This is a genomic window from Actinomycetota bacterium (assembly GCA_004297305.1).
Taxonomy (GTDB): domain Bacteria; phylum Actinomycetota; class Actinomycetes; order S36-B12; family FW305-bin1; genus FW305-bin1.
This window is the reverse complement of the sequence record SCTR01000009.1, coordinates 99925-119022: the sequence shown is the minus strand read 5'-3', so window position 1 is coordinate 119022 and position 19098 is coordinate 99925. Positions and strand designations below refer to the sequence as shown.

At 70.7% G+C, this 19098-nt stretch carries 15 protein-coding genes, 1 tRNA gene and 1 pseudogene; 2 read left to right on the top strand and 15 right to left on the bottom strand.

The window, feature by feature from the left end; all coding sequences use genetic code 11:
- Positions 1-33: 33 nt before the first annotated feature.
- Positions 34-1407, bottom strand: coding sequence for a DNA (cytosine-5-)-methyltransferase (gene dcm / locus EPO13_09015; GenBank protein ID TAK68900.1), 1374 nt, complete (start codon positions 1405-1407; stop codon positions 34-36).
- A gap of 266 nt (positions 1408-1673) precedes the next feature.
- Between dcm and EPO13_09010 the strand changes: the two genes are divergently transcribed.
- Together EPO13_09010 and EPO13_09005 are read left to right on the top strand one after the other, a co-directional pair.
- The gene (locus tag EPO13_09010) at positions 1674-2339 is read left to right on the top strand and encodes a TetR/AcrR family transcriptional regulator (GenBank protein TAK68899.1); all 666 of its coding nucleotides are present in this window, start codon (positions 1674-1676) and stop codon (positions 2337-2339) included.
- Positions 2340-2805: 466 nt separating this feature from the next.
- Positions 2806-4431 (top strand): annotated as a pseudogene (locus EPO13_09005) (recombinase family protein).
- Here EPO13_09005 and EPO13_09000 read toward each other — a convergent pair.
- The 14 genes from EPO13_09000 to EPO13_08935 form a co-directional block, all read right to left on the bottom strand.
- Positions 4427-4502, bottom strand: a tRNA-Ala gene (locus tag EPO13_09000). The pseudogene EPO13_09005 and the gene EPO13_09000 overlap by 5 nt on opposite strands.
- 115 nt (positions 4503-4617) lie before the next feature.
- On the bottom strand, positions 4618-5265 hold the full coding sequence (locus tag EPO13_08995) for a histidine phosphatase family protein (GenBank protein TAK69052.1): 648 nt from the start codon (positions 5263-5265) through the stop codon (positions 4618-4620).
- Positions 5262-5687 (bottom strand): ribosome silencing factor, encoded by a 426-nt coding sequence (gene rsfS, locus EPO13_08990; protein TAK68898.1) that lies wholly within the window; start codon positions 5685-5687, stop codon positions 5262-5264. Before rsfS ends, EPO13_08995 begins: the two co-directional genes overlap by 4 nt.
- A 39-nt stretch (positions 5688-5726) precedes the next feature.
- Positions 5727-7145 (bottom strand): LytR family transcriptional regulator, encoded by a 1419-nt coding sequence (locus EPO13_08985; GenBank protein ID TAK68897.1) that lies wholly within the window; start codon positions 7143-7145, stop codon positions 5727-5729.
- Entirely contained in the window at positions 7142-7714 is a 573-nt protein-coding gene (locus EPO13_08980; GenBank protein ID TAK69051.1) for a nicotinate-nucleotide adenylyltransferase, read from the bottom strand. The genes EPO13_08985 and EPO13_08980 overlap by 4 nt, the downstream gene beginning before the upstream one ends.
- A gap of 369 nt (positions 7715-8083) precedes the next feature.
- Positions 8084-9373 carry a glutamate-5-semialdehyde dehydrogenase gene (locus EPO13_08975; GenBank protein TAK68896.1) on the bottom strand — a complete coding sequence of 430 codons (1290 nt, stop codon included), beginning with the start codon at positions 9371-9373 and terminating at the stop codon, positions 8084-8086.
- Between the two features lie 203 nt (positions 9374-9576).
- Complete coding sequence (locus EPO13_08970) at positions 9577-9948, bottom strand: hypothetical protein (GenBank protein ID TAK68895.1); 372 nt, start codon at positions 9946-9948, stop codon at positions 9577-9579.
- 45 nt (positions 9949-9993) lie between these two features.
- Positions 9994-11097: a glutamate 5-kinase gene (locus EPO13_08965; protein TAK69050.1), complete on the bottom strand. Its 1104-nt coding sequence runs from the start codon at positions 11095-11097 to the stop codon at positions 9994-9996.
- A gap of 35 nt (positions 11098-11132) precedes the next feature.
- Positions 11133-12488 (bottom strand): GTPase ObgE, encoded by a 1356-nt coding sequence (obgE, locus tag EPO13_08960; GenBank protein ID TAK68894.1) that lies wholly within the window; start codon positions 12486-12488, stop codon positions 11133-11135.
- Between the two features lie 111 nt (positions 12489-12599).
- Complete coding sequence (locus EPO13_08955; protein ID TAK68893.1) at positions 12600-12854, bottom strand: 50S ribosomal protein L27; 255 nt, start codon at positions 12852-12854, stop codon at positions 12600-12602.
- A gap of 6 nt (positions 12855-12860) precedes the next feature.
- Entirely contained in the window at positions 12861-13175 is a 315-nt protein-coding gene (rplU, locus tag EPO13_08950; protein ID TAK68892.1) for a 50S ribosomal protein L21, read from the bottom strand.
- Positions 13176-13316: 141 nt separating this feature from the next.
- Complete coding sequence (locus tag EPO13_08945) at positions 13317-16202, bottom strand: ribonuclease E/G (protein ID TAK68891.1); 2886 nt, start codon at positions 16200-16202, stop codon at positions 13317-13319.
- Positions 16203-16334: 132 nt separating this feature from the next.
- On the bottom strand, positions 16335-17084 hold the full coding sequence (locus EPO13_08940; protein TAK69049.1) for a DUF2344 domain-containing protein: 750 nt from the start codon (positions 17082-17084) through the stop codon (positions 16335-16337).
- 35 nt (positions 17085-17119) lie between these two features.
- Positions 17120-19078 (bottom strand): TIGR03960 family B12-binding radical SAM protein, encoded by a 1959-nt coding sequence (locus EPO13_08935; GenBank protein TAK68890.1) that lies wholly within the window; start codon positions 19076-19078, stop codon positions 17120-17122.
- Positions 19079-19098 lie beyond the last annotated feature (20 nt).

Below are 19098 nucleotides of genomic sequence, written 5' to 3'. Positions count from 1 at the left end.
GCCGCGACAAGAGGCCGGAGCCGGTACACCGGGTTACGCCGCAGCACTTTCCGAGTCCTCAGAAGCCGCTGAAGACTGGTCGAGACCCCGCAGAAGCGGCTCAGCGATCGCGCGAACCACGTCTGCGTTGACAGCGTTGCCGAGAGCCTTGTATGCCCGAAGGTCACCTTCTGGAAGCGAGATCGAGCCGAGGCTTTGTAGAGCTGCACACTCGGCAGGGGTCATGTAGCGACGGACTCCGACGAGGTTCTTGCCGAGAATAGGAACCTGAGTGTGCGTCATGGCGATGAGGCTGGGAGCCGTCGAAGTCCGCTTCACGCGAATGCCCGAGGCCCGCACCTGCAAAACATACTTGTCGATTCGTCGCTCGCCGCCTTGCACGTTCCACTCGAACTTCTGAAGGCTGGACGGCAACTCCCACGGCCTCCACTGATCGAGCCACGGATCGATCCACCTCTGATTCGCCCAGTAGAACTGTCGATTCTGGCGGATGAATGCTTGCTTCCACGAGGGGAACTTGAGGTCGGCGGGCCTGCGAGCATGACTCGGCAGCAACTCGAACTGCGCTTCCTTCGCCAATCCCTTCAGCCCGAACCCGAAGCTACCGAGCGCACTGTCCAAGTCGCGAGGGCCGAGTTCTTTCCAGATCGCTGGCGGCGTGGCGTCCTCGTATGGGTAGGTCGCGCGGAACTCCATCGACCAGATCGGGAACGACGGGAGCTTCAGCGACTCCGGCGCGAGCTTGAGAAAGTCATCCCACATGTCGATCGCTCGCAGCGTCTGAGCCGGGATCACGCGACTCGGCTTCGCATCTCTGTCGAGGACGCTGCTGATGTCCGTCTTCGGCCGAGCAGGCGTCGGCCACTGGAATCCTTCAAGTCCGTCCAGGGAGCCGACGAAGTACGCCCTCTCTCGAATCTGCGGCACTCCAAACTCGTGCGGCGAGAACTTGTGCACATCGACGGTGTAGCCGAGGTCTTCGAGTTCCTTGCGGATGGTGGCCAGAGTCGCGCCGTTCTGGTGGCGCATGATGTTCGGCACGTTCTCGAGGATGAAGCGCCGTGGCCGCTTCTCCTTGAGAATCGCCAGCACTTTGAAGAACAGCTTGCCTTGAAGCGTGTGACTGAATCCCAGTTGCTCGCCAGCCTTCGAGAACGGCTGGCAAGGGAAGCCGGCGGTCAGGACGTCGTGTTCCGGTACCTCGCGCGCGATCGTCGCCTCATCGCTCAGATCGTTCACGTCTACCCAAGGCGTGATGCCGAAGTTGTCTTTGTAGAGTGCGTTCAGCGTCGAGTCCCATTCGGCTGCAAACACTCCCTCGCCGCCGAGGCTTTCGAGTGCGACATGGAAGCCACCAAGGCCGGCGAAGAGGTCGACGAACTCGAAGGCTGGTGCTCCGGACGCCATGCCGCCTCCTCGTCTGGTCACTCCCATCTGGCCTCGGCCAGGGCCAGCGGTCTCGCTCCGCCGTGTCTGCAAGTCTCCCAGAACCCACTGACATTTCTGAAGCCGACATGCAGCGGTCGTGCAGAGTCGATGAAGGCAGCCGCGATGTGAAACCTCAACCCACACCCCCGTCCAGCCTCCGCCCTGGGATGCCAGAGTTCCTTTCCCGTCCAAGAACCCATCTGGGAGGTCACGCGTCTTGCAGGTCAAGGTCCGTACTACTCTGTATGAAATTGGGCAGCGCGGCCGGATCAGGCCGTCAGGCGGCGAGGAGCGATCAGGTGGTGGAGCAGCGGCGGGGTCCGGGGCGTCCGGCGTATGACTCGAAGCAGAAGCTCGTGGCCGCGGCATGCAAGTTGCTGTCGGAGCGTGGGTTCGAGGCGACGAGCCCGGTGATGATCCAGCAACGCTCGGGCATCGGTCAGGGCAGCATGTACCACCACTTCCCCGGCAAGGGGAAGGAGGGGCTGGCGCTGGATGCGATCAGTCACATGCGGGCGAGCACCCTTGCGTTCCTCGACGGCACGCCCGCGCCAGTGGGTGCTGATGTTGAGGTGGTGCGTGAGCACATCGTGGCCGCGCTGGATCGGCTGTTCGACCGTCGCGAAGGTCAGGCGTTGATCCGGCTGATGGCTGACGGGGTGGCCGGGGCGATCAAACCGCTCGCGCAAGCGACCCAGGACTGGTGCGACGACATCCGTGGCGCGGTCGTGGTGATGCTCCGCGCCGACGACCCTGCCGAGGACCCCGAGGTGGCTGACGCGGCCGCCAGCTTCCTCGCTCCGGAGTTCGAGCACCTCGCTAAGGAACTGTTCACCGCCGCACTCGGGCGGGGGCTGGTCAGGTTGCCGAAGATCGCGTTCTACCTGTTCCCGGACCGTGAAGAGGCGTAGTCTGACCCTGAGACAATTCCATACGGAGTAGTACGGTCCTCGACTTGCAAGAGGCGTGTCCCCTCGGAAGTGGGTCGTGCGGCGGGCGGTAATTCGTCAGGGTGTTCGCGTTCTGGGAAGTGCTGCGCACCTACCTGGCATGAACTCTGATGCGAGGAACCTGCGGCTGCGCGTGACGTGGCGTGATGAGCCTGACCTGGCCAGGCTCATCGAGTGGGTGCTCGGGATCGCCGCGGCACGGCACCGCGCCTGGATCAACAACGAGCCAGACCCCTACGGTCTGCGCCCGCCCGACGGCATCGGACCCGAATCATCGGGTCGCCTTGACGGTTCCGGAAAACCCCGGGGACCGTCAGCCCGCGAAGGCAGCCGCTCCGCACGGCATCGCGGTGGTGGACATTTTCCACCACCGTCACCTGATGCCGCTTCAACCTATTGACGACCTTTCGAGGCGAAAGAGGCCACCATGAGCAGCACATTCACCACTGACGCCAGCACTGAGGCGGATGCCCCGGTGCTGCTCGCGGTGTCCTATCTGCGTGTCTCGACGCGGGAGCAGGCTGAGCGCGGTGGCAGCGAGGAGGGCTTCTCGATCCCCGCCCAACGTGAGGCAAACGCAAGGAAGGCCGCCGAGCTAGGGGCAAGGGTCGTACGCGAGTTCATCGACGCCGGAGAATCGGCGCGGTCAGCGGATCGTGACGGCCTACAAGAGATGCTGGCGTTTCTCACCGCAACTCGCGTGCAGTTCTGCATCGTGCACAAGCTCGACCGGCTCGCACGCAACCGCGCCGACGATGTGGCAATCCACCAAGCACTTCTATCTGCTGGGGTGACTCTCGTGTCAGCGACGGAGTCGATCGACCAAACGCCGTCGGGGATGCTGGTGCACGGCATCATGTCGTCGATTGCGGAGTTCTACAGCCGCAACCTCGCCACGGAGGTTACGAAGGGACTGATGCAGAAGCTCACTCAAGGCGGCACACCCATGCGTGCGCCGGTCGGGTATCTCAACGTCCGTCGCACCGACGAGCAAGGTCGCGAAGTACGCACCGTCGAGGTTGACCGCGAACGTGAGCCGTTAATTCGGTGGGCGTTCGAGACCTATGCCAAGGGCGAGATTTCGGTCACTGGTCTGCTGCGTGACCTCACTGCGCGGGGGTTGACGACCGTGCCGTCGCCGAAGCGGCCGTCGAAGCCGTTGGGGAAGAACACTCTCTACAAGCTGCTCACCAACCCCTACTACGCCGGAGTGATCCGCTACAAGGGCGCGCTGCATCCTGGTGCACACGAGCCGTTGATCGAGCCTGCGCTGTTTGATCAGGTGCAATCGCTGCTGAAGGCGCGCAACGCCAGGATGACGCGGCACGTCACGCACGCTCACCACTTGAAAGGGCTGCTGCACTGCGGGTCGTGCGGGTCGCGGATGCTGCTGGACTTCGCGACGAACCCGCGCGGCACCACCTACGCCTACTTCATCTGCTCCGGCCGCGCCGCGAAGAAGACGAGCTGCACGAGGCGCGCCGTTCCAGTACAGGTCGCCGAACGTCTGGTGGAGGAGTCGTATCGCGACATCACGATCAGCGAGGCTGACTACCGGCACCTCGCCGCCGAAGTCGATGCCGCGTTCGATGAGCAGAGCGCTGGACGGGATCAAGAGTTCGCTGACCTCACCACCAACCGCGCCCGGCTCGAAGCAGAGAGCGACAAACTGCTGGCCGCGCACTTCGCCGACGCCATCGACCTGCCCACGTTGAAGCGGCACCAAGACCGCATCCGCTCAGGACTCGCCGACATCGAACAGCGCCTCGCCCAGCATGACGAACACCACGCTGGGGCGCGGGCGTTCCTCCACGACTCCCTGCGGCTCCTCACCGACGCGCACCGCGCCTACGCGCACTCCGACGATGGGAACCGGAGGCTCGCGAACCAGGCTTTCTACGACCGGCTGGAGATCACCGACGACGAGCAGCTACGCCCCCGCCTCGCGGAGCCGTTCAAGACGATCATCACCGAAGCCGCCACAGGCAAGAACGCCAAACGAGAACACTCAACATCTTCCGATGTCGCGTGTTCCCGTAAGACACCTTGGGTGGAGCTGAGGGGATTCGAACCCCTGACCCCTTGCATGCCATGCAAGTGCGCTACCAGCTGCGCCACAGCCCCGCGGTCGGCAGTGGGTGCCGACGGCGACTCGGCAGCATACCCCGTCCCGGGCGACCGCCGGCACGCCCAACGGCTGCCAGCCGACCCGGGCCCCCAACCAGCCGTGCGTACCGCCCTAGCGGTCGTCGGCGAGCGCCGGCTGTGGGAGCGAGCCGGCGTTGTACTCGACCAGGCGCCATCCCGACCCACTCACCAGGCTGGACTCCGCGAGCACGCACCAGGCGCAGTTCGACAACACCCCCAGCGCTGCCCACTGCTCGACCTGCAAGCCGAGCAGGGACCCGATCACCGCCCGGGCCGAGCCGCCGTGGGTGACCACCACGAGAGTCCCGCCGACCGGGACCCGAGCCAGCGCACGGTCGATGGCCGCGTGCATCCGCGCGGCGACTTCGGTGCGGGTCTCTCCCCCGCCGGGCCGCAGGTCCTCGCCGGCGCTCCACCGCAGCAGCTGGTCGCCGAACCGCTCGAGCAGCTCCGGGCGGCCCAGGCCTTCCCATTCACCGGCGTACGTCTCCCGCAGATCCGCGTCGACGTCCACCGCCACACCGACGCGGTCGGCCAGGGCCTGCGCGGTGCGGCACGCCCGCACCAGGTCGCTGGACACGATGACGTCGGGTTCCAGCAGGGCCAGCAGATCGGCCGCGCGTTCGGCCTGCGCGATGCCGACGGCGTCCAGCTCGATATCGCTATGGCCCTGGAACCGCTGCGTGGCGTTCCACGAGGTCCGGCCGTGGCGCCACAGGACCAGCCGTCGGCCGCTCAGTGCAGCCCACCTTGCCGGGCCTGGTCGAAAGCCGCCTCGTCGAAGGTGCTGCGGGGTCGCCGTACCTCGTCCGGCAGCGCGATGAAGGGGCAGTCCTTCCAGAGCCGTTCCAGCGCGTAGTGCACCCGCTCCTCGGACTGCTGGACGTGCACGACGATGTCGACGAAGTCGAGCAGCACCCAGCGGTTCTCCCGTTCGCCTTCGCGCCGTACCGCTCGCACCCCGAGCTGGTGCAGCCGCTTCTCGACTTCCTCCACGACCGCGCCGACCTGCCGCTCGTTGGGCGCCGAGCACAATACGAAGACGTCGGTGATGACCAGGTGGTCGCTGACGTCGATCGCGACGATGTCCTCCGCCAGCTTGTCCGCGGCTGCCTCGGCGGCCGCGACGGCCAGCTCGACGGCCCGGGGCGATGCGGTCACGGAAGGTCCTTCGGTCTGGAAGCGGGACGTGTCAGGGTCTCACGCGGGCGAACCGTCGACGAAGTCGCTGCCGAGGACGACCACGACGTCGGCGATGCGTTGCGTCTGCTCGCTGACCCGAACCGCCGAGGGCGGGACGTCGAGCGCCGCGACGACCGCCGCGGCGTTCTTCGGCCCCTGCGGATCGTCGGCGGCGACCACGACCACCGTGTCGGTGTGGCCGAAGGAGTCGGCGTTGCCACCGTTGACGTAGGTGAGCCCGCCCTCGTACAGCCGGTCGCGTGCCAGCCCACCCAGGCCGGGCGTCCCGACCCCGTTCTGCACCAGGACCCGCACCCGGGTCGTACCGTCCGAGGCGTCCCGCAACGCCTCCGGGAACAGGTCCCGGGTCAGGGCGGCCGCGTCGCGTGCCCTGATCCGTGACGTCGGCGGGATCGCGATGTCCAGCGACGTGGTCGGCAGTTCGTCGGTCTTGGGCGCCCCGGCCAGCAGGCGCGACCGCAGCTCGAGGAGCATCGCGGTCAGGTCGTCGGTGGGGATCGTGGTCCGCGACAGGGCGCCCAGCGACGTGAGGACCGCCCGCAGCCGCGGCGGGTCCTCGGGAAGCCGCCGTATCACCTCGTCGAGTACGGCGACGAAACGGGCCGTGAGGGCGGCTTGCCCCTCACCGGGGCCGAGCGTGGTGACGTAGTCCGCGGCGGCCACCCCGCTGAGGGTCTGCCGGCCGGCCGGTACCAGCAGGGTCGTCTTGCCGTCCGGCGTCGTCCGGGTCAGTCCGGTGGCGACGTCCATGGTCACCCCGCCGATCGCGTCGACCAGCCCCGCGAAGGCCAGCCGGTCCAGCGCCAGCCCGCCGTCGACCCGGACGCCGAGCAGGTCGGACACCGCGTCGACGCTGGCCAGGGTGTCCGGCAGCCGCGCGGCGTTGGCGAGCGTCACCGTCCCGGCTCCGGCCACATCGACGGTGAGGTTCGGCGGCAGGGTCAGCTGGACCACCGAGCCGGGACCGCCGCCCACGGCCAGCAGGACCGTGCCGGTGGTGAGCCCGTCGTCGTCGCGGACCTGCACCAGCAGCGTGCGCTGCTGGTCGAACCAGGTGCTCGACGGCGTGGGGGTCGGGGCCGGGGCGGCGCCCGGGGTCTCGGGCCGGCCCAGGGTCCACACCACGACCAGGACCGCCCCGACGAGCACGGCCGCGAGCACGGCGGTGACGGTGAGGTGGCGACGGTTGCGGCGACGCCGGACGGCCTCCCGCCCTTGTCGCATCGCCGGCCGGGCGCCATCGGCAGCGGCTGCCTCCCCGGACCCGCGACGGGGCCGACCGCCGAACCAGCCACCACGGCTGTCGCGCGACCGCTGGCCCGACCGGCGGCCGGACCCGCCGGCCGACAGGCCACCGGATCCATTCACCTGCGGCGGCGGCTCCGCTCCCACCGTCGGCGGGTAGGCGTCGGTCATCGCGGGCCCCGGTAGAGGCCACGCTTGGCGACGTACTGCTCGACGCCCTCCGGCACGAGATACCGCACCGGTTCACCGCGGGCGACGCGGCGGCGGATGTCGGTGGACGAGATCGCCAGCGCGGGGATCTCCAGCAGCGTCGCCGCGCCGGCGGGCAGCCCCGGATCGGCCAGCTCATGGCCGGGCCGCGTCACCCCGACCAAATGCGCCAGCGCCAGCACCTCCGCGTGGTCGTGCCAGGTCAGGATCTGCCCCAGCGCGTCGGCCCCGGTTATGAAGTACCACTCCACGTCCTTGTCGTACGACGAGCGCAGGTCGCGCAACGTATCCACCGTGTACGTGGGCCCCGTGCGGTCGACGTCGACGCGGCTGACCACGAATCGCGGGTCGCCCGCGGTGGCGATCACCGTCATCAGGTAGCGGTCCTCGGCTGGGCTGACGGTACGAGTGGCCTTCTGCCAGGGTTGGCCGGTCGGCGTGAACACGACCTCGGCCAGGTCGAACCGGTGCGCGACCTCGGATGCGGCGACGAGGTGGCCGTGGTGGACCGGGTCGAACGTCCCGCCCATCACCCCCACTCGCCGGCGCCGCGTCACGGCGAGACCCTAATCCGCCCCGCGCCCGACGGTCCCGGCCCGGTCACGGTGAGCCACTCCACCGCGGTTGACGGTCCCGGCCTGGTCAGGATGAGCCATTCCCCCGCCGCCTTGCCTCAGCGGTCGAGGTTGAGCCGAGTGATGATCCACAAGGCGACCAGGAGAATCGCGAGGCTGACGACGCCGTAAACCCACTTGCTCGGCATCTCGACGTGCGCCTCGGTCGTCTCGGCGGCGTGCGCGGCGATGGTGGCCAGGCTCATGGGCGTCCCTCAATCTCGTTGCGGATCGGGCTCCGGCGGCGACCCCGCTGCGGCGCACAGCGTATCCCGGTGCCGCCGCTCACCCGCGAACGTGCCCGTCGCCGGTGACCACGAACGTGGTCGTGGTGAGTTCGGCCAGGCCCATCGGTCCGCGAGCGTGCAGTTTCTGCGTCGAGATGCCGATCTCCGCGCCGAAGCCGAGTTCGCCGCCGTCGGTGAAACGGGTGGAGGCGTTGACCATTACCGCGGCGGAGTCGACCCCGGCCACGAATCGACGTACCGCCGACTGCGAGTCGGCCAGAATCGCCTCGGTGTGCCCACTGGACCAGCGCCGGATGTGGGCCAGCGCGTCGTCGAGCGAGTCCACGACGCCGGCGGCGAGATCCAGCGAGTAGTACTCGGCCGCCCAGTCCTCGTCGGTGACCGACGCGAACGCGACGCCGGAGTCCTCGGCGTACGACTCCACCAGCTTGTCCCCGTGCACCGTGACACCGCTGTCGTGCAGCGCGCGCAGCGCGGCCGGCAGGAAACGATCGGCGATCCCGGCGTGCACCAGCAGCGTCTCGGCCGCGTTGCACACGCTGGGCCGCTGCACCTTCGAGTTCAGCAGTACCGCGATCGCCTTCGCCACGTCGGCGGACTCGTCGACGTACACGTGGCAGTTGCCGACCCCGGTCTCGATCACCGGGACCGTCGAGCCGTCCACGACGCGGCGGATCAGCGCCTCGCCGCCGCGCGGGATCAACACGTCCACCAGGCCGCGGGCGGTCATCAGATATCCGACCGAGTCGTGCGAAGTGCCCGGCACCAGGCTGACCGCATCAACGGGGAGTCCCTCTGCGGCAAGGGTTTCCCGCAGGACGTCGACCAGCACGACGTTGGACCGGTACGCCGAGGAGGAACCCCGCAGCAGCGCGGCGTTGCCGCTCTTCAGGCACAACCCGGCGGCGTCCACGGTTACGTTGGGCCGCGCCTCGTAGATCATCCCGACCACGCCGAGGGGCACCCGGACCTGGCGGACCTCCAGACCGTTGGGCAGTGTCGAGCCGCGGACCACCTCCCCCACCGGGTCCGGCAGCTCGGCGACGTCCCGCAGGGCCGCGGCAATGCCGGCGATCCGTTCGGCGGTCAGGGTCAGCCGGTCCACGATGCCGGCGGACTCACCGGCGGCCCGTGCCGCCTCGACGTCCTCGGCGTTGGCCGCCACGATCCGCGGCGTGGCCGCCACCAGGGCGTCGGCAGCAGCCCGCAGTGCAGCGTCCTTGCGTTGCCGCGTCACCGTCCGCAGGGCCGCAGCGGCCTCACGGGCACGGGCGGCGACGGCGAGTACCTCGGCGCGCTCGGCCTCGGCGCGCTGGTCATCTGTCATGGCACCAGGCTACGCATCCCCGCCCCCGGCGACCGACCCTTGCGCCGCCAGCCGGCGACGCCGCGCCCTGCCGTGCCCCGAGCCAGGTCCCTGACCCGGGCCACCCGCGCCGTCGACGTCACCACCGAGCGCGGACCGCCTGCCTCGGCCTACGCCGACGGTCGTGTGCCGATTCGGCGAGATGCCCTGCAGCCCAACGAGAGTCAGAACGGGGCGACGCCGGCGACGGCGAACGGACCGCTGCGGCCCGCGGTTCGCCCTCGTCGATGGACGGTCTCCCGATCGAGTACCTCGACGCCGACCACGTGCCAGTCCGGCAGGCCCGCACTGCCGCGGTGCGCCTCCCAGACGTCCATGGCCAGTTCGGTGACCACCCGCACGTCGGGACCCTCCTCCCAGTAGTGAATCTCGGCGCGGTCGGGCGCGTAACGCGCTGCCAGCAGGAACGGATGCTCGTCGGCCAGCCGCTGCAGACCCGCCCGGATCTCTGCTGCCGGAACGAGTTGACCGCACACGGTCACCGTGACGTGCCACAACCACGCATCGTCCACCGGCACTGCTCGGAGGTCGGTCACGTCCACCTCCGAGTCCGGCGGCGTACGAGAGCCGGTTACAGGCGATCAGGGGCGCAGCAGAACGAGATCGTCGCGGTGGACGACCTCCCGCTCGTACGCCGGACCGAGTTCCCGGGCCAGATCCCGGGTCGACCTGCCCAGCAGCCCCGGGAGTTCTGCTGCGTCAAAGTTGACCAGCCCGCGGGCCACCGTGTGACCGTTTTCGTCCAGAAGGTCGACCGGATCTCCGGCGGCGAAGTCGCCGTCCACCGTCGTAATCCCCGCCGGCAGCAGCGACATCCGGCGCCCGACCACCGCGTCGACGGCACCCCGATCGAGGTGCAGCCGGCCAGCGGGAGCGGTCGCGTGTGCCAACCACAACAGTCGCGTCGGCGGCCGGGAACCGGTGGGGTGGAACAAGGTTCCGACCGGCTCACCGGCCAGGGCGGCCGCCGCCAGCGACGCGGCGGTGAGCACCACGGGAATCCCGGCGACCGTCGCGATCCGCGCCGCGTCGACCTTGGTGGTCATGCCGCCCACCCCGACACCGGCGCCGCCGGTCCCGCCCAGGCTGATGCCGGTCAGGTCGTCGGCGCCGCGGACCTCGGCGACCAACCGCGCCCCGTCGCGGCTGGGGGGGCCGTCGTACAGCCCGTTCACGTCGCTGAGCAGCACCAGCAGGTCGGCGTGCACGAGGTGGGCGACCAGCGCTGCGAGCCGGTCGTTGTCGCCGAACCGGATCTCGTCGGTCCCGACCGTGTCGTTCTCGTTGACCACGGGTACCGCGCCGAGTTCCAGCAACCGGAACAAGGTGCGCTGCGCGTTGCGGTAGTGCGCCCGGCGGGTGACGTCCTCGGCGGTCAGCAGCACCTGGCCGACGGTGACGCCGTAGCGGCCGAAGGCGGCGCCGTACCGGGCCATGAGCACGCCCTGCCCGACGCTGGCCGAGGCCTGCTGGGAGGCCAGGTCACGGGGACGGCGGGGCAGGCCGAGCCGCGCGAATCCCGCGGCGATCGCCCCGCTGGACACCAGCACGACGTCGGCACCGCGACGGCGTACCGCTGCCAGCACGTCGACCAGGGCGTCGAGCTGGCCGGCGTCGACGCCGTCGTCACCGCCGGTGATCGACGACGAGCCGATCTTGACCACCACCCGACGGGCACCGAGCACCTGCGGTCGCCGTTGCCCAGCACCGGGTTCCAGGCTCACCGGCGTTCCACCCGTGCGTCGGTGCCCCGTGGCCCCTGCGATGGTCCGGCCCCGGCGGGCACCGTGGGCTCCCAGTCGAACACCACCGCGTTGTCGGCCGGTCCGATGATGATCGGCACCCCAGGGGTGGCACCCAGCGCCACGAGCTGATCTTCCACGCCGAGTTTCGCCAGCCGGTCGGCCAGGTAGCCGACGGCCTCGTCGTTGCTGAAGTCCGTCTGCCGGACCCAGCGCTCCGGCCGGTCGCCGCGCACCCGGAAGCCGTCCCCCTCCGGTACGACGGTGAACCCGGCGTCGTCGACGGCACGGGGCGTGATGACCAGCCGGGGCGCCTCGCCGGGCTGGCTGGCGGCCCGCGCCGCCAGCACGTGGCCGGCCATGACGAACGCCAGCTCCCGGAGTCCCTCGTGCGACACCGCGGACACGGCCACGACCGGCAGGCCACGGGCGCGTAGTTCGCCGGCCACCAAGTCGGCCAGTTCACGGGCCTCGGCCACGTCGATCTTCGCCAGCGCGACGATGCGCGGCCGGTCGGCCAGTCCGCCGTACGCCGCCAGCTCCGCCTCGATGACCGCGAGGTCGGTCAGCGGATCGCGGCCGGGGTCGAGGGTGGCGCAGTCCAGGACGTGGACCAGTACCGAACAGCGCTCGACGTGCCGCAGGAACTCCAGTCCCAGCCCTCGGCCCTGGCTGGCGCCGGGAATGAGCCCGGGGACGTCGGCGACGGTGAACACCGCGTCGCCGGTCGTGACGACGCCGAGGTTCGGGACCAGGGTCGTGAACGGGTAGTCGGCGATCTTGGGGCGGGCCGCGCTCATCGCGGCCACGAGGCTCGACTTGCCGGCCGACGGGAAACCCACCAGGGCGACGTCGGCGACGGTCTTCAACTCCAGGACGACCTCGGCGCGGTCGCCGGGCTCGCCGAGCAGCGCGAACCCGGGTGCCTTGCGACGCTGCGAGGCCAGCGCGGCATTGCCCAGTCCACCGCGGCCACCACGGGCGACGACGTACGAGGTCCCCGCACCGACCAGGTCCGCCAGCACTTCGCCGTCACCGGTGGACACGACCGTGCCGTCCGGGACGGGCAGGACGACGTCGGTCCCCTTGGCACCGTCCCGGTTGTCGCCCTGGCCGGGCCGGCCGTTGGGCGCGGACCGGTGCGGACTGCGGTGGTAGTCCAGCAGCGTGGTGACCTGGGAGTCCACGACGAGGACCACGTCCCCGCCGTCGCCACCGTCCCCGCCGTCGGGCCCGCCGAGCGGCTTGAACTTCTCCCGCCGGATCGACGCACACCCGTGTCCGCCGTCGCCGCCTGCCACGTGCAGCGCGACTCGGTCCACGAAGGTCGTCATCAGATGCTCCGTGCAGGAGCGCTCACCGTCGACGGGGTGGGGAGTCTGCCGTTGCTGCGTCCGCCCGGAGCCGCTCCGGTTCGACGCACCCCGGCGTCGGGAGGCCTGCGGTCAGGCGAGCGGGGCGATGTTGACGACGCGGCGACCGCGCCGGGTGCCGAACTCGACAGTGCCGGCCGCGAGTGCGAACAGCGTGTCGTCGCCCCCGCGTCCCACGTTGAGGCCCGGGTGGAAGTGGGTCCCGCGCTGGCGCACGAGGATCTCACCGGCGTTGACGAGCTGGCCGCCGAAACGCTTGACGCCCAATCGCTGGGCGTTGCTGTCCCGACCGTTCCTGGTGCTGGACGCACCCTTCTTGTGAGCCATCCGTCGTCACTTCCCGGTGCTGATGGCCGTGACGCGCACCCGGGTCAGGTCCTGACGGTGACCCTGGCGGCGGCGGTAGCCGGTCTTGTTCTTGAACTTGAGGATGTCGATCTTGGGGCCGCGGGTGTGTGCCAGGACCTCAGCTGTGACGGCGACCTGCTTGAGCGCCGCGGCGTCCGACGTGACGCTGCCGCCGTCGACGAGAAGGACAGCGGGCAGGGCAACGGTCGACCCCGGCTCGTCGCCGAGTCGGTCCAGCACGATCTCGTCGCCGATGGCGACCTTCTCCTGGCGACCGCCGGCGCGGACGATGGCGTACACCGGTCAACTCCTTCTCGTCACAGGCATGCCGAGCGGCAGTCCTGTTCGCTTGCGCGCTTGCTCGGGGACGGCGGCCGACTGGGCGCACGCCGACACGGTGCCGGGCACCCGGGGCAGGGTACGGATCGGCGACCGGCGGGGTCAAACCGCCGCGGGTTCCTCCGCTCCGATCGGCTCGGCTGCAGCGGCCGCCTCGGCGACCAGTGCCGCCGTGGGGTCCTCGGTGGCGGCGCCTGCGGAGGCCGCATCCGAAGCCGGCTCGGCCGGAGCCGATGCTGCTGCCTCGTCAGCCACCGCCGCCGTCTCTGCTGGCGCGGTGCCCGACGCTCCCTCGGCTGGGGTCGGCTCGGCTGGGGTCGACTCGGCGTCGGCGGGCTCGGGGTCGGCCCCGTTCGTCCCGCGCAGCGCCCGGGCGGCCACCTCGGCGGGGTCGTGCAGGCCGAGATCGCGGGCCACGGTCTTGCTGCCGCGCCGGCGCTTGCCCGCCGGCGCGGCGGGCTCGGTGGCCGGCGTACCGGCAGTGGGGTGCAGATGAATGGTCACGCCTCGGCCGTGGCAGGCCTCGCACGGCTCGCTGAAGACCTCCAGCAACCCCTGCCCGATGCGCTTGCGCGTCATCTGGACCAGCCCGAGCGAGGTCACCTCGGCCACCTGGTGCTTGGTGCGGTCCCGGCCCAGGCACTCCACGAGCCTTCGCAGGACCAGTTCGCGGTTGCTCTCCAACACCATGTCGATGAAGTCGATGACGATGATGCCGCCGATGTCGCGCAGCCGCAGCTGCCGCACGATCTCCTCGGCCGCCTCGATGTTGTTGCGGGTCACCGTCTCCTCGAGGTTGCCGCCCTGCCCGGTGAACTTCCCGGTGTTCACGTCGACGACGGTCATGGCTTCGGTGCGGTCGATGACCAGGGACCCGCCCGACGGCAGCCACACCTTGCGGTCCAACGCCTTTGCCAGCTGCTCGTCGACCCGATACGACGCGAAGATGTCGCCGTCGCCGTTCCAGCGCTCGATACGAGCCGCCAGATCGGGCGCTACGCCACCGAGGTACGACTCGATGGCGTCGCCGACGCCGGCACCGGCGACCACGAGCCGGGTGAAGTCCTCGTTGAACACGTCGCGGACGACCTTGATCGCCAGGTCTGGCTCACCGTGCAACAGGGCTGGCGCCGCTGCGGTCTTGGCCTTCTGGCTGATCTCCGCCCATTGCGCGGCCAGCCGGTTCACGTCGCTGGTGAGTTCCTCTTCCGACGCGCCCTCCGCCGCCGTCCGCACGATGACGCCGGCGTCGTCCGGAACGATCCGCTTGAGAATCCCCTTGAGCCGGGAACGCTCGTTGTCCGGCAGTTTGCGACTGATCCCGGTCATCGAGCCGTCCGGGACGTAGACCAGGTAGCGACCCGGCAACGACACCTGGCTGGTCAGCCGGGCGCCCTTGTGCCCCATCGGTTCCTTGGTCACCTGAACCAGTACGGCGTCGCCGGACTTCAGGGCCAGTTCGATCCGGCGGGGCTGCCCCTCCAGCCCGACGGCATCCCAGTTGACTTCGCCGGCGTACAGGACCGCATTGCGGCCACGACCGATGTCGACGAACGCCGCTTCCATGGAGGGCAACACGTTCTGGACCCGGCCGAGATGGACACTGCCGACCAGTGCGGCCGAGGAACCGCCGGCGTCGACGTAGTGCTCCACCAGGACGCCGTCTTCCAGCACGGCGATCTGGGTCCTGCCGTCGGCCTGCCGGACGACCATGGTCCGGTCGACGGCCTCGCGCCGGGCAAGGAACTCGGCCTCGGTCAGGATCGGTACGCGGCGGCGGCCCGCTTCGCGGCCCTCGCGGCGGCGTTGCCGCTTCGCTTCCAGCCGCGTCGACCCCTTGAGTGCGGTGATCTCCGTGGACCGGGCGCGCGGTTCGCGGACCCGGACCACGGTCGCGGCACCCTCGTCGGCGGACGGCTCGTCGACATCGGCGGCGCCACGCCGGCGGCGCCGCCGGCGGCGGCGGACCGGCCCGTCGGCATTCACGTCGGCGTCCGCTCCGTCGTCGTCCCCGTGGTCGGTCATGCCGCCGTCGGTCGTTCCGTCGGCGGCAGACCCGGCTGAGTCGTCCGTCGAGCCATCCTGAGCCGACGCGGCCGCCGCGCTCTCCGCGTCGTTGCCCGGGCCTGCCTCGTCGTCGTCGCCCTGCCGACGCCGGCGTCCCCGGCCGCCGCGCCGCCGCCGGCGGCGGGGTGCGCCGCTGTCGTCGTCCGCCGCACCGTCGCCCGACGACTGCTCGGTCCCGTCCGCCGATTCGCTGGTCTCGTCGTCGGTCAGTCGGGCCACCCCGTCGTCGGAGACCGTCTCGGCAGCGAGAGCAACGGCCGGCCCCACGTCGATCGAGTCCGCAGCCTCGGCATCGGCGGCCTCGCCGTCTGCTGCCTCGGCCTCGGCGTGCGCGACCCGCGACGCTTCGACGTCGTCGAACAGCGCGGGAGCCGGGACCTGGGCCTTCGCCGTACGGCGGGTCCGCCGGGGGCGGGTGGCGGCAACCGGCTCCTGGAACACCGGGGCGGCGAACGCCGGCACGACCGCCGACGGCGGCCCGGCAGCGGCGTCGCCGCTGGCCCCATCGCCGGGAACCGCGCTGTCCGGGACCGTCGCGTCGGCCGTCGCCGCGGGTAGGTCGGGGCCGCCCGTCGTCTGGCTCGCCTCGGCGGGCGTCGACACGACAGCCGGGTCGGCAGGCGGCTTCGCGGCCGCCTTCCGCGTCCGGGGCCTCGTCGTCCGCGCCCGCGGCGCTGCCGCCGGCTCCGTCGCCACCGTGGCGGCGTCGACCGGCTCCGGCGTGGCCGCCGCGTCGGCCGTCCCAGCACCAGCCGGCCCAGCGTCAGGTGTCGCAGCCTCGGGTGTCGCGGCGTCGTGCGGCGTATCGACGGCGGGCGGGCCAGCCGGGCGGGACGCCGCCCGACGGCGGCGAGGCTTGGCCGCGGCGGGCTCGACTGCGGCGACGCCGTCGGTGGTCGCAGGTGAGGTGGTATCGCTCATACGGGGACTCCCGTCCCGGTCCCCGGCGTCGCACGACGCGGACAGGGACCTGTCGTCGCCGGCCTGCCCTCTCGGGCGAACACGGCGAAAAGCCTGTGGGGGTACGCCGGGGCGGCCACGCGGGGCGGCCACTCAGACGCCGACGGCGGCCTCACGATCGGGGGCGAGCGGGTCGCCCACTGAGGTGTCCCCGGCGACCAGTGGCCCCTGCGCCAGCCGGATCACCCGAGGGGGCTCCGGCGGCGCCAGGTCCGCCACTGACCGCAATGCAGTGAGGACGTCGTCGGGTCGTACGGACGGTGTCACGTGCCGAACGACCGCCTCGAGTATCGCACAAGGCTGCTGGGGATCGGCCCTCACGCCGTCGGTGTCGGGCGGCAGGGTGTCGGGCGGCAGGACGACGAGGGAGAGCACGGCGGCCCGAGCGTCGAAGCGGCGTACCCCGGCCTTGGTCACCCGCTCGACCTCGATCGCGGCTGCCCCGAGTAGGGCGTGGCAAGCCGCGTCGGCCTCCCGCGGCGTGACGCCCGGCAGGGCGATGCGCCACACGCTGGCCTCGAGTCGCTGCGGCAGATCGGGAGTCAGTGCCTCGACGACCTCGATCACGTCCAGCCCGGCGGGCAGGGCCTCGTCGAGGGCGGCACGGACCAGCGCCGGATCGCATCGCTCGACCACGGCCACCTCGACGTACTCGGCCTCGCTCGCCACGCCGGTCGGGGCTGCCCCGGCGTACGAGATCTTCGGATGGGGGCTGAACCCCGCACTGAACGCGACCGGCACGCCGGCCCGCCGGATGGCCCGTTCCAGGGCGCGCTGGAAGTCGCGATGGCTGGAGAAGCGCAGCCGGCCGCGCTTGGCGTACCGGAACCGCAACCGCTGCACCGCCGGGGCGACGTCGCGATCGGGCTGGCGACGACTCATCGAGGCTGCGCGTCCGCGAGACCAACGCCGGCCGGCCGGACCGACAGCGGCAGCAGCGGTCTGCCCGACGGACCCACCTCGATCTGGGTGCCCATCGTGTCGCAGACGCCGCAGTCGTAGCACGGCGTCCAGCGGCAGTCGCCCACCTCGCCGCCGGCCACGGCGGCCTGCCAGTCCTCCCAGAGCCACTGCTTGTCCAGGCCGGCATCGAGGTGATCCCACGGCAGCACTTCGTCGCGACCGCGCTCCCGCACCGTGTACCAGTCGACGTCCACGGGCTCGTCGGCGAAGGCCTGCGCCGCCGCCGTCATCCAGCGGTCGAACGAGAAGTGCTCGCTCCATCCGTCGAACCGTCCCCCTGCGCGCCAAGCGTTTTCGATGACCCGGCCCACCCGGCGATCGCCCCGCGACAGCAGGCCCTCGACGATTCCGGGACGGCCGTCGTGATACCGGAACCCGATCGCACGGCCGTAGCGGCGGTCCGAGCGGATCGCGTCACGCAACGCCGCGAGCCGCGCGTCGGTCTGCTCGTGGCCGAGCTGGGCGGCCCACTGGAACGGCGTGTGCGGCTTGGGGACGAAACCGCCGATGCTGACCGTGCACCGGATGTCGCGCGTGCCGGCGGCCTGCCGGCCGGCCTCGATGACCCGTTGGGCCAGTTCGGCAATCTGCAGCACGTCCGCGTCGGTCTCGGTCGGCAGCCCGCACATGAAGTACAACTTGACCTGCCGCCAGCCAGCGCCGTACGCCGCCGTCACGGTCCGGATGAGGTCCTCCTCGGTGACCATCTTGTTGATCACCTGGCGAATCCGCTCGCTGCCGCCTTCGGGCGCGAACGTGAGCCCGCTACGGCGGCCACCGCGGGACAGTTCGCCGGCCAGATCGACGTTGAACGCGTCGACGCGGGTGCTCGGCAACGACAGTGCCGTCTCGGTTCCCTCGTAGCGGTCGGCCAGCCCGCGGGCCAGCTCACCGATCTCGCTGTGGTCGGCGCTGCTCAGGCTGAGCAGCCCCACCTCCTCGTATCCGGTGCGCCGCAAGCCGTTGTCCACGATCTGCGCGACGGTGGCCATCGACCGCTCGCGCACCGGCCGGGTGATCATCCCGGCCTGGCAGAACCGGCAGCCGCGGGTGCAGCCGCGGAAGATCTCCACGCTCATTCGCTCGTGCACGGTCTCCGCCAGCGGGACGAGGGGGGCCCGCGGATACGGCCACGCGTCGAGATCGACCAGCGTGTGCTTGGCGACGCGGGAGGGGATATCGGCGGCCGTCGGCGTCACGGCGGCGATGCGGCCGTCGGGCAGGTAGCGCACGTCGTAACGTGCCGGTACGTAGACACTTCCGGTGCGGGCCAACGCATCGAGCAGGCCGGTCCGGCCGCCCGGGCGGCCCGCCGCCTTCCAGTCGCGGACCAGCGCGGTGACGAGCAGCACCGCCTCTTCGCCGTCCCCCAGGACGGCGGCGTCGATGAAGTCGGCGATCGGCTCCGGATTGAACGCCGCGTGACCGCCCGCGAGGACGACCGGGTGCGTCACGTCACGATCCTTGGCGTGCAACGGGATTCCGGCGAGGTCGAGGCAGGTCAGCAGATTCGTGTAGCCGAGTTCGGTCGAGAAGCTGACACCGAGCAGGTCGAACTCCCCGACCGGGCGGTGCCCGTCGACGGTGAACTGCGGTACGCCGTGCTCGCGCATCAGCGCCTCGAGGTCGGGCCAGACGGCGTACGCCCGTTCGGCGAGCACGCCGTCGGCCTCGTTCAGTACCTCGTACAGGATCTGCATCCCCTGGTTGGGTGCGCCGACCTCGTAGGCGTCCGGGTAGAGCAGGGCCCACCGGACCGCGGCGGCGTCCCAGTCCTTGGTGACGGCGTTGACCTCGCCGCCGACGTACTGCACCGGCTTCTGCACCCGAGGGAGCAGCGCCTCCAGGCGGGGGAACACGGACGTCACGGGCACCGGCCCACAGTAGCCAGCCG

Excerpts from the sequence above, each read along its gene's own strand:
- dcm (TAK68900.1), bottom strand. The coding sequence starts at position 1,407 with ATGGCGTCCGGAGCACCAGCCTTCGAGTTCGTCGACCTCTTCGCCGGC.
- EPO13_08975 (TAK68896.1), bottom strand. The coding sequence starts at position 9,373 with ATGACAGATGACCAGCGCGCCGAGGCCGAGCGCGCCGAGGTACTCGCC.
- EPO13_08980 (TAK69051.1), bottom strand. The coding sequence starts at position 7,714 with ATGGGCGGGACGTTCGACCCGGTCCACCACGGCCACCTCGTCGCCGCA.
- obgE (TAK68894.1), bottom strand. The coding sequence starts at position 12,488 with ATGACGACCTTCGTGGACCGAGTCGCGCTGCACGTGGCAGGCGGCGAC.
- EPO13_09010 (TAK68899.1), top strand. The coding sequence starts at position 1,674 with ATGAAATTGGGCAGCGCGGCCGGATCAGGCCGTCAGGCGGCGAGGAGC.
- EPO13_08945 (TAK68891.1), bottom strand. The coding sequence starts at position 16,202 with ATGAGCGATACCACCTCACCTGCGACCACCGACGGCGTCGCCGCAGTC.
- EPO13_08985 (TAK68897.1), bottom strand. The coding sequence starts at position 7,145 with ATGACCGACGCCTACCCGCCGACGGTGGGAGCGGAGCCGCCGCCGCAG.
- EPO13_08955 (TAK68893.1), bottom strand. The coding sequence starts at position 12,854 with ATGGCTCACAAGAAGGGTGCGTCCAGCACCAGGAACGGTCGGGACAGC.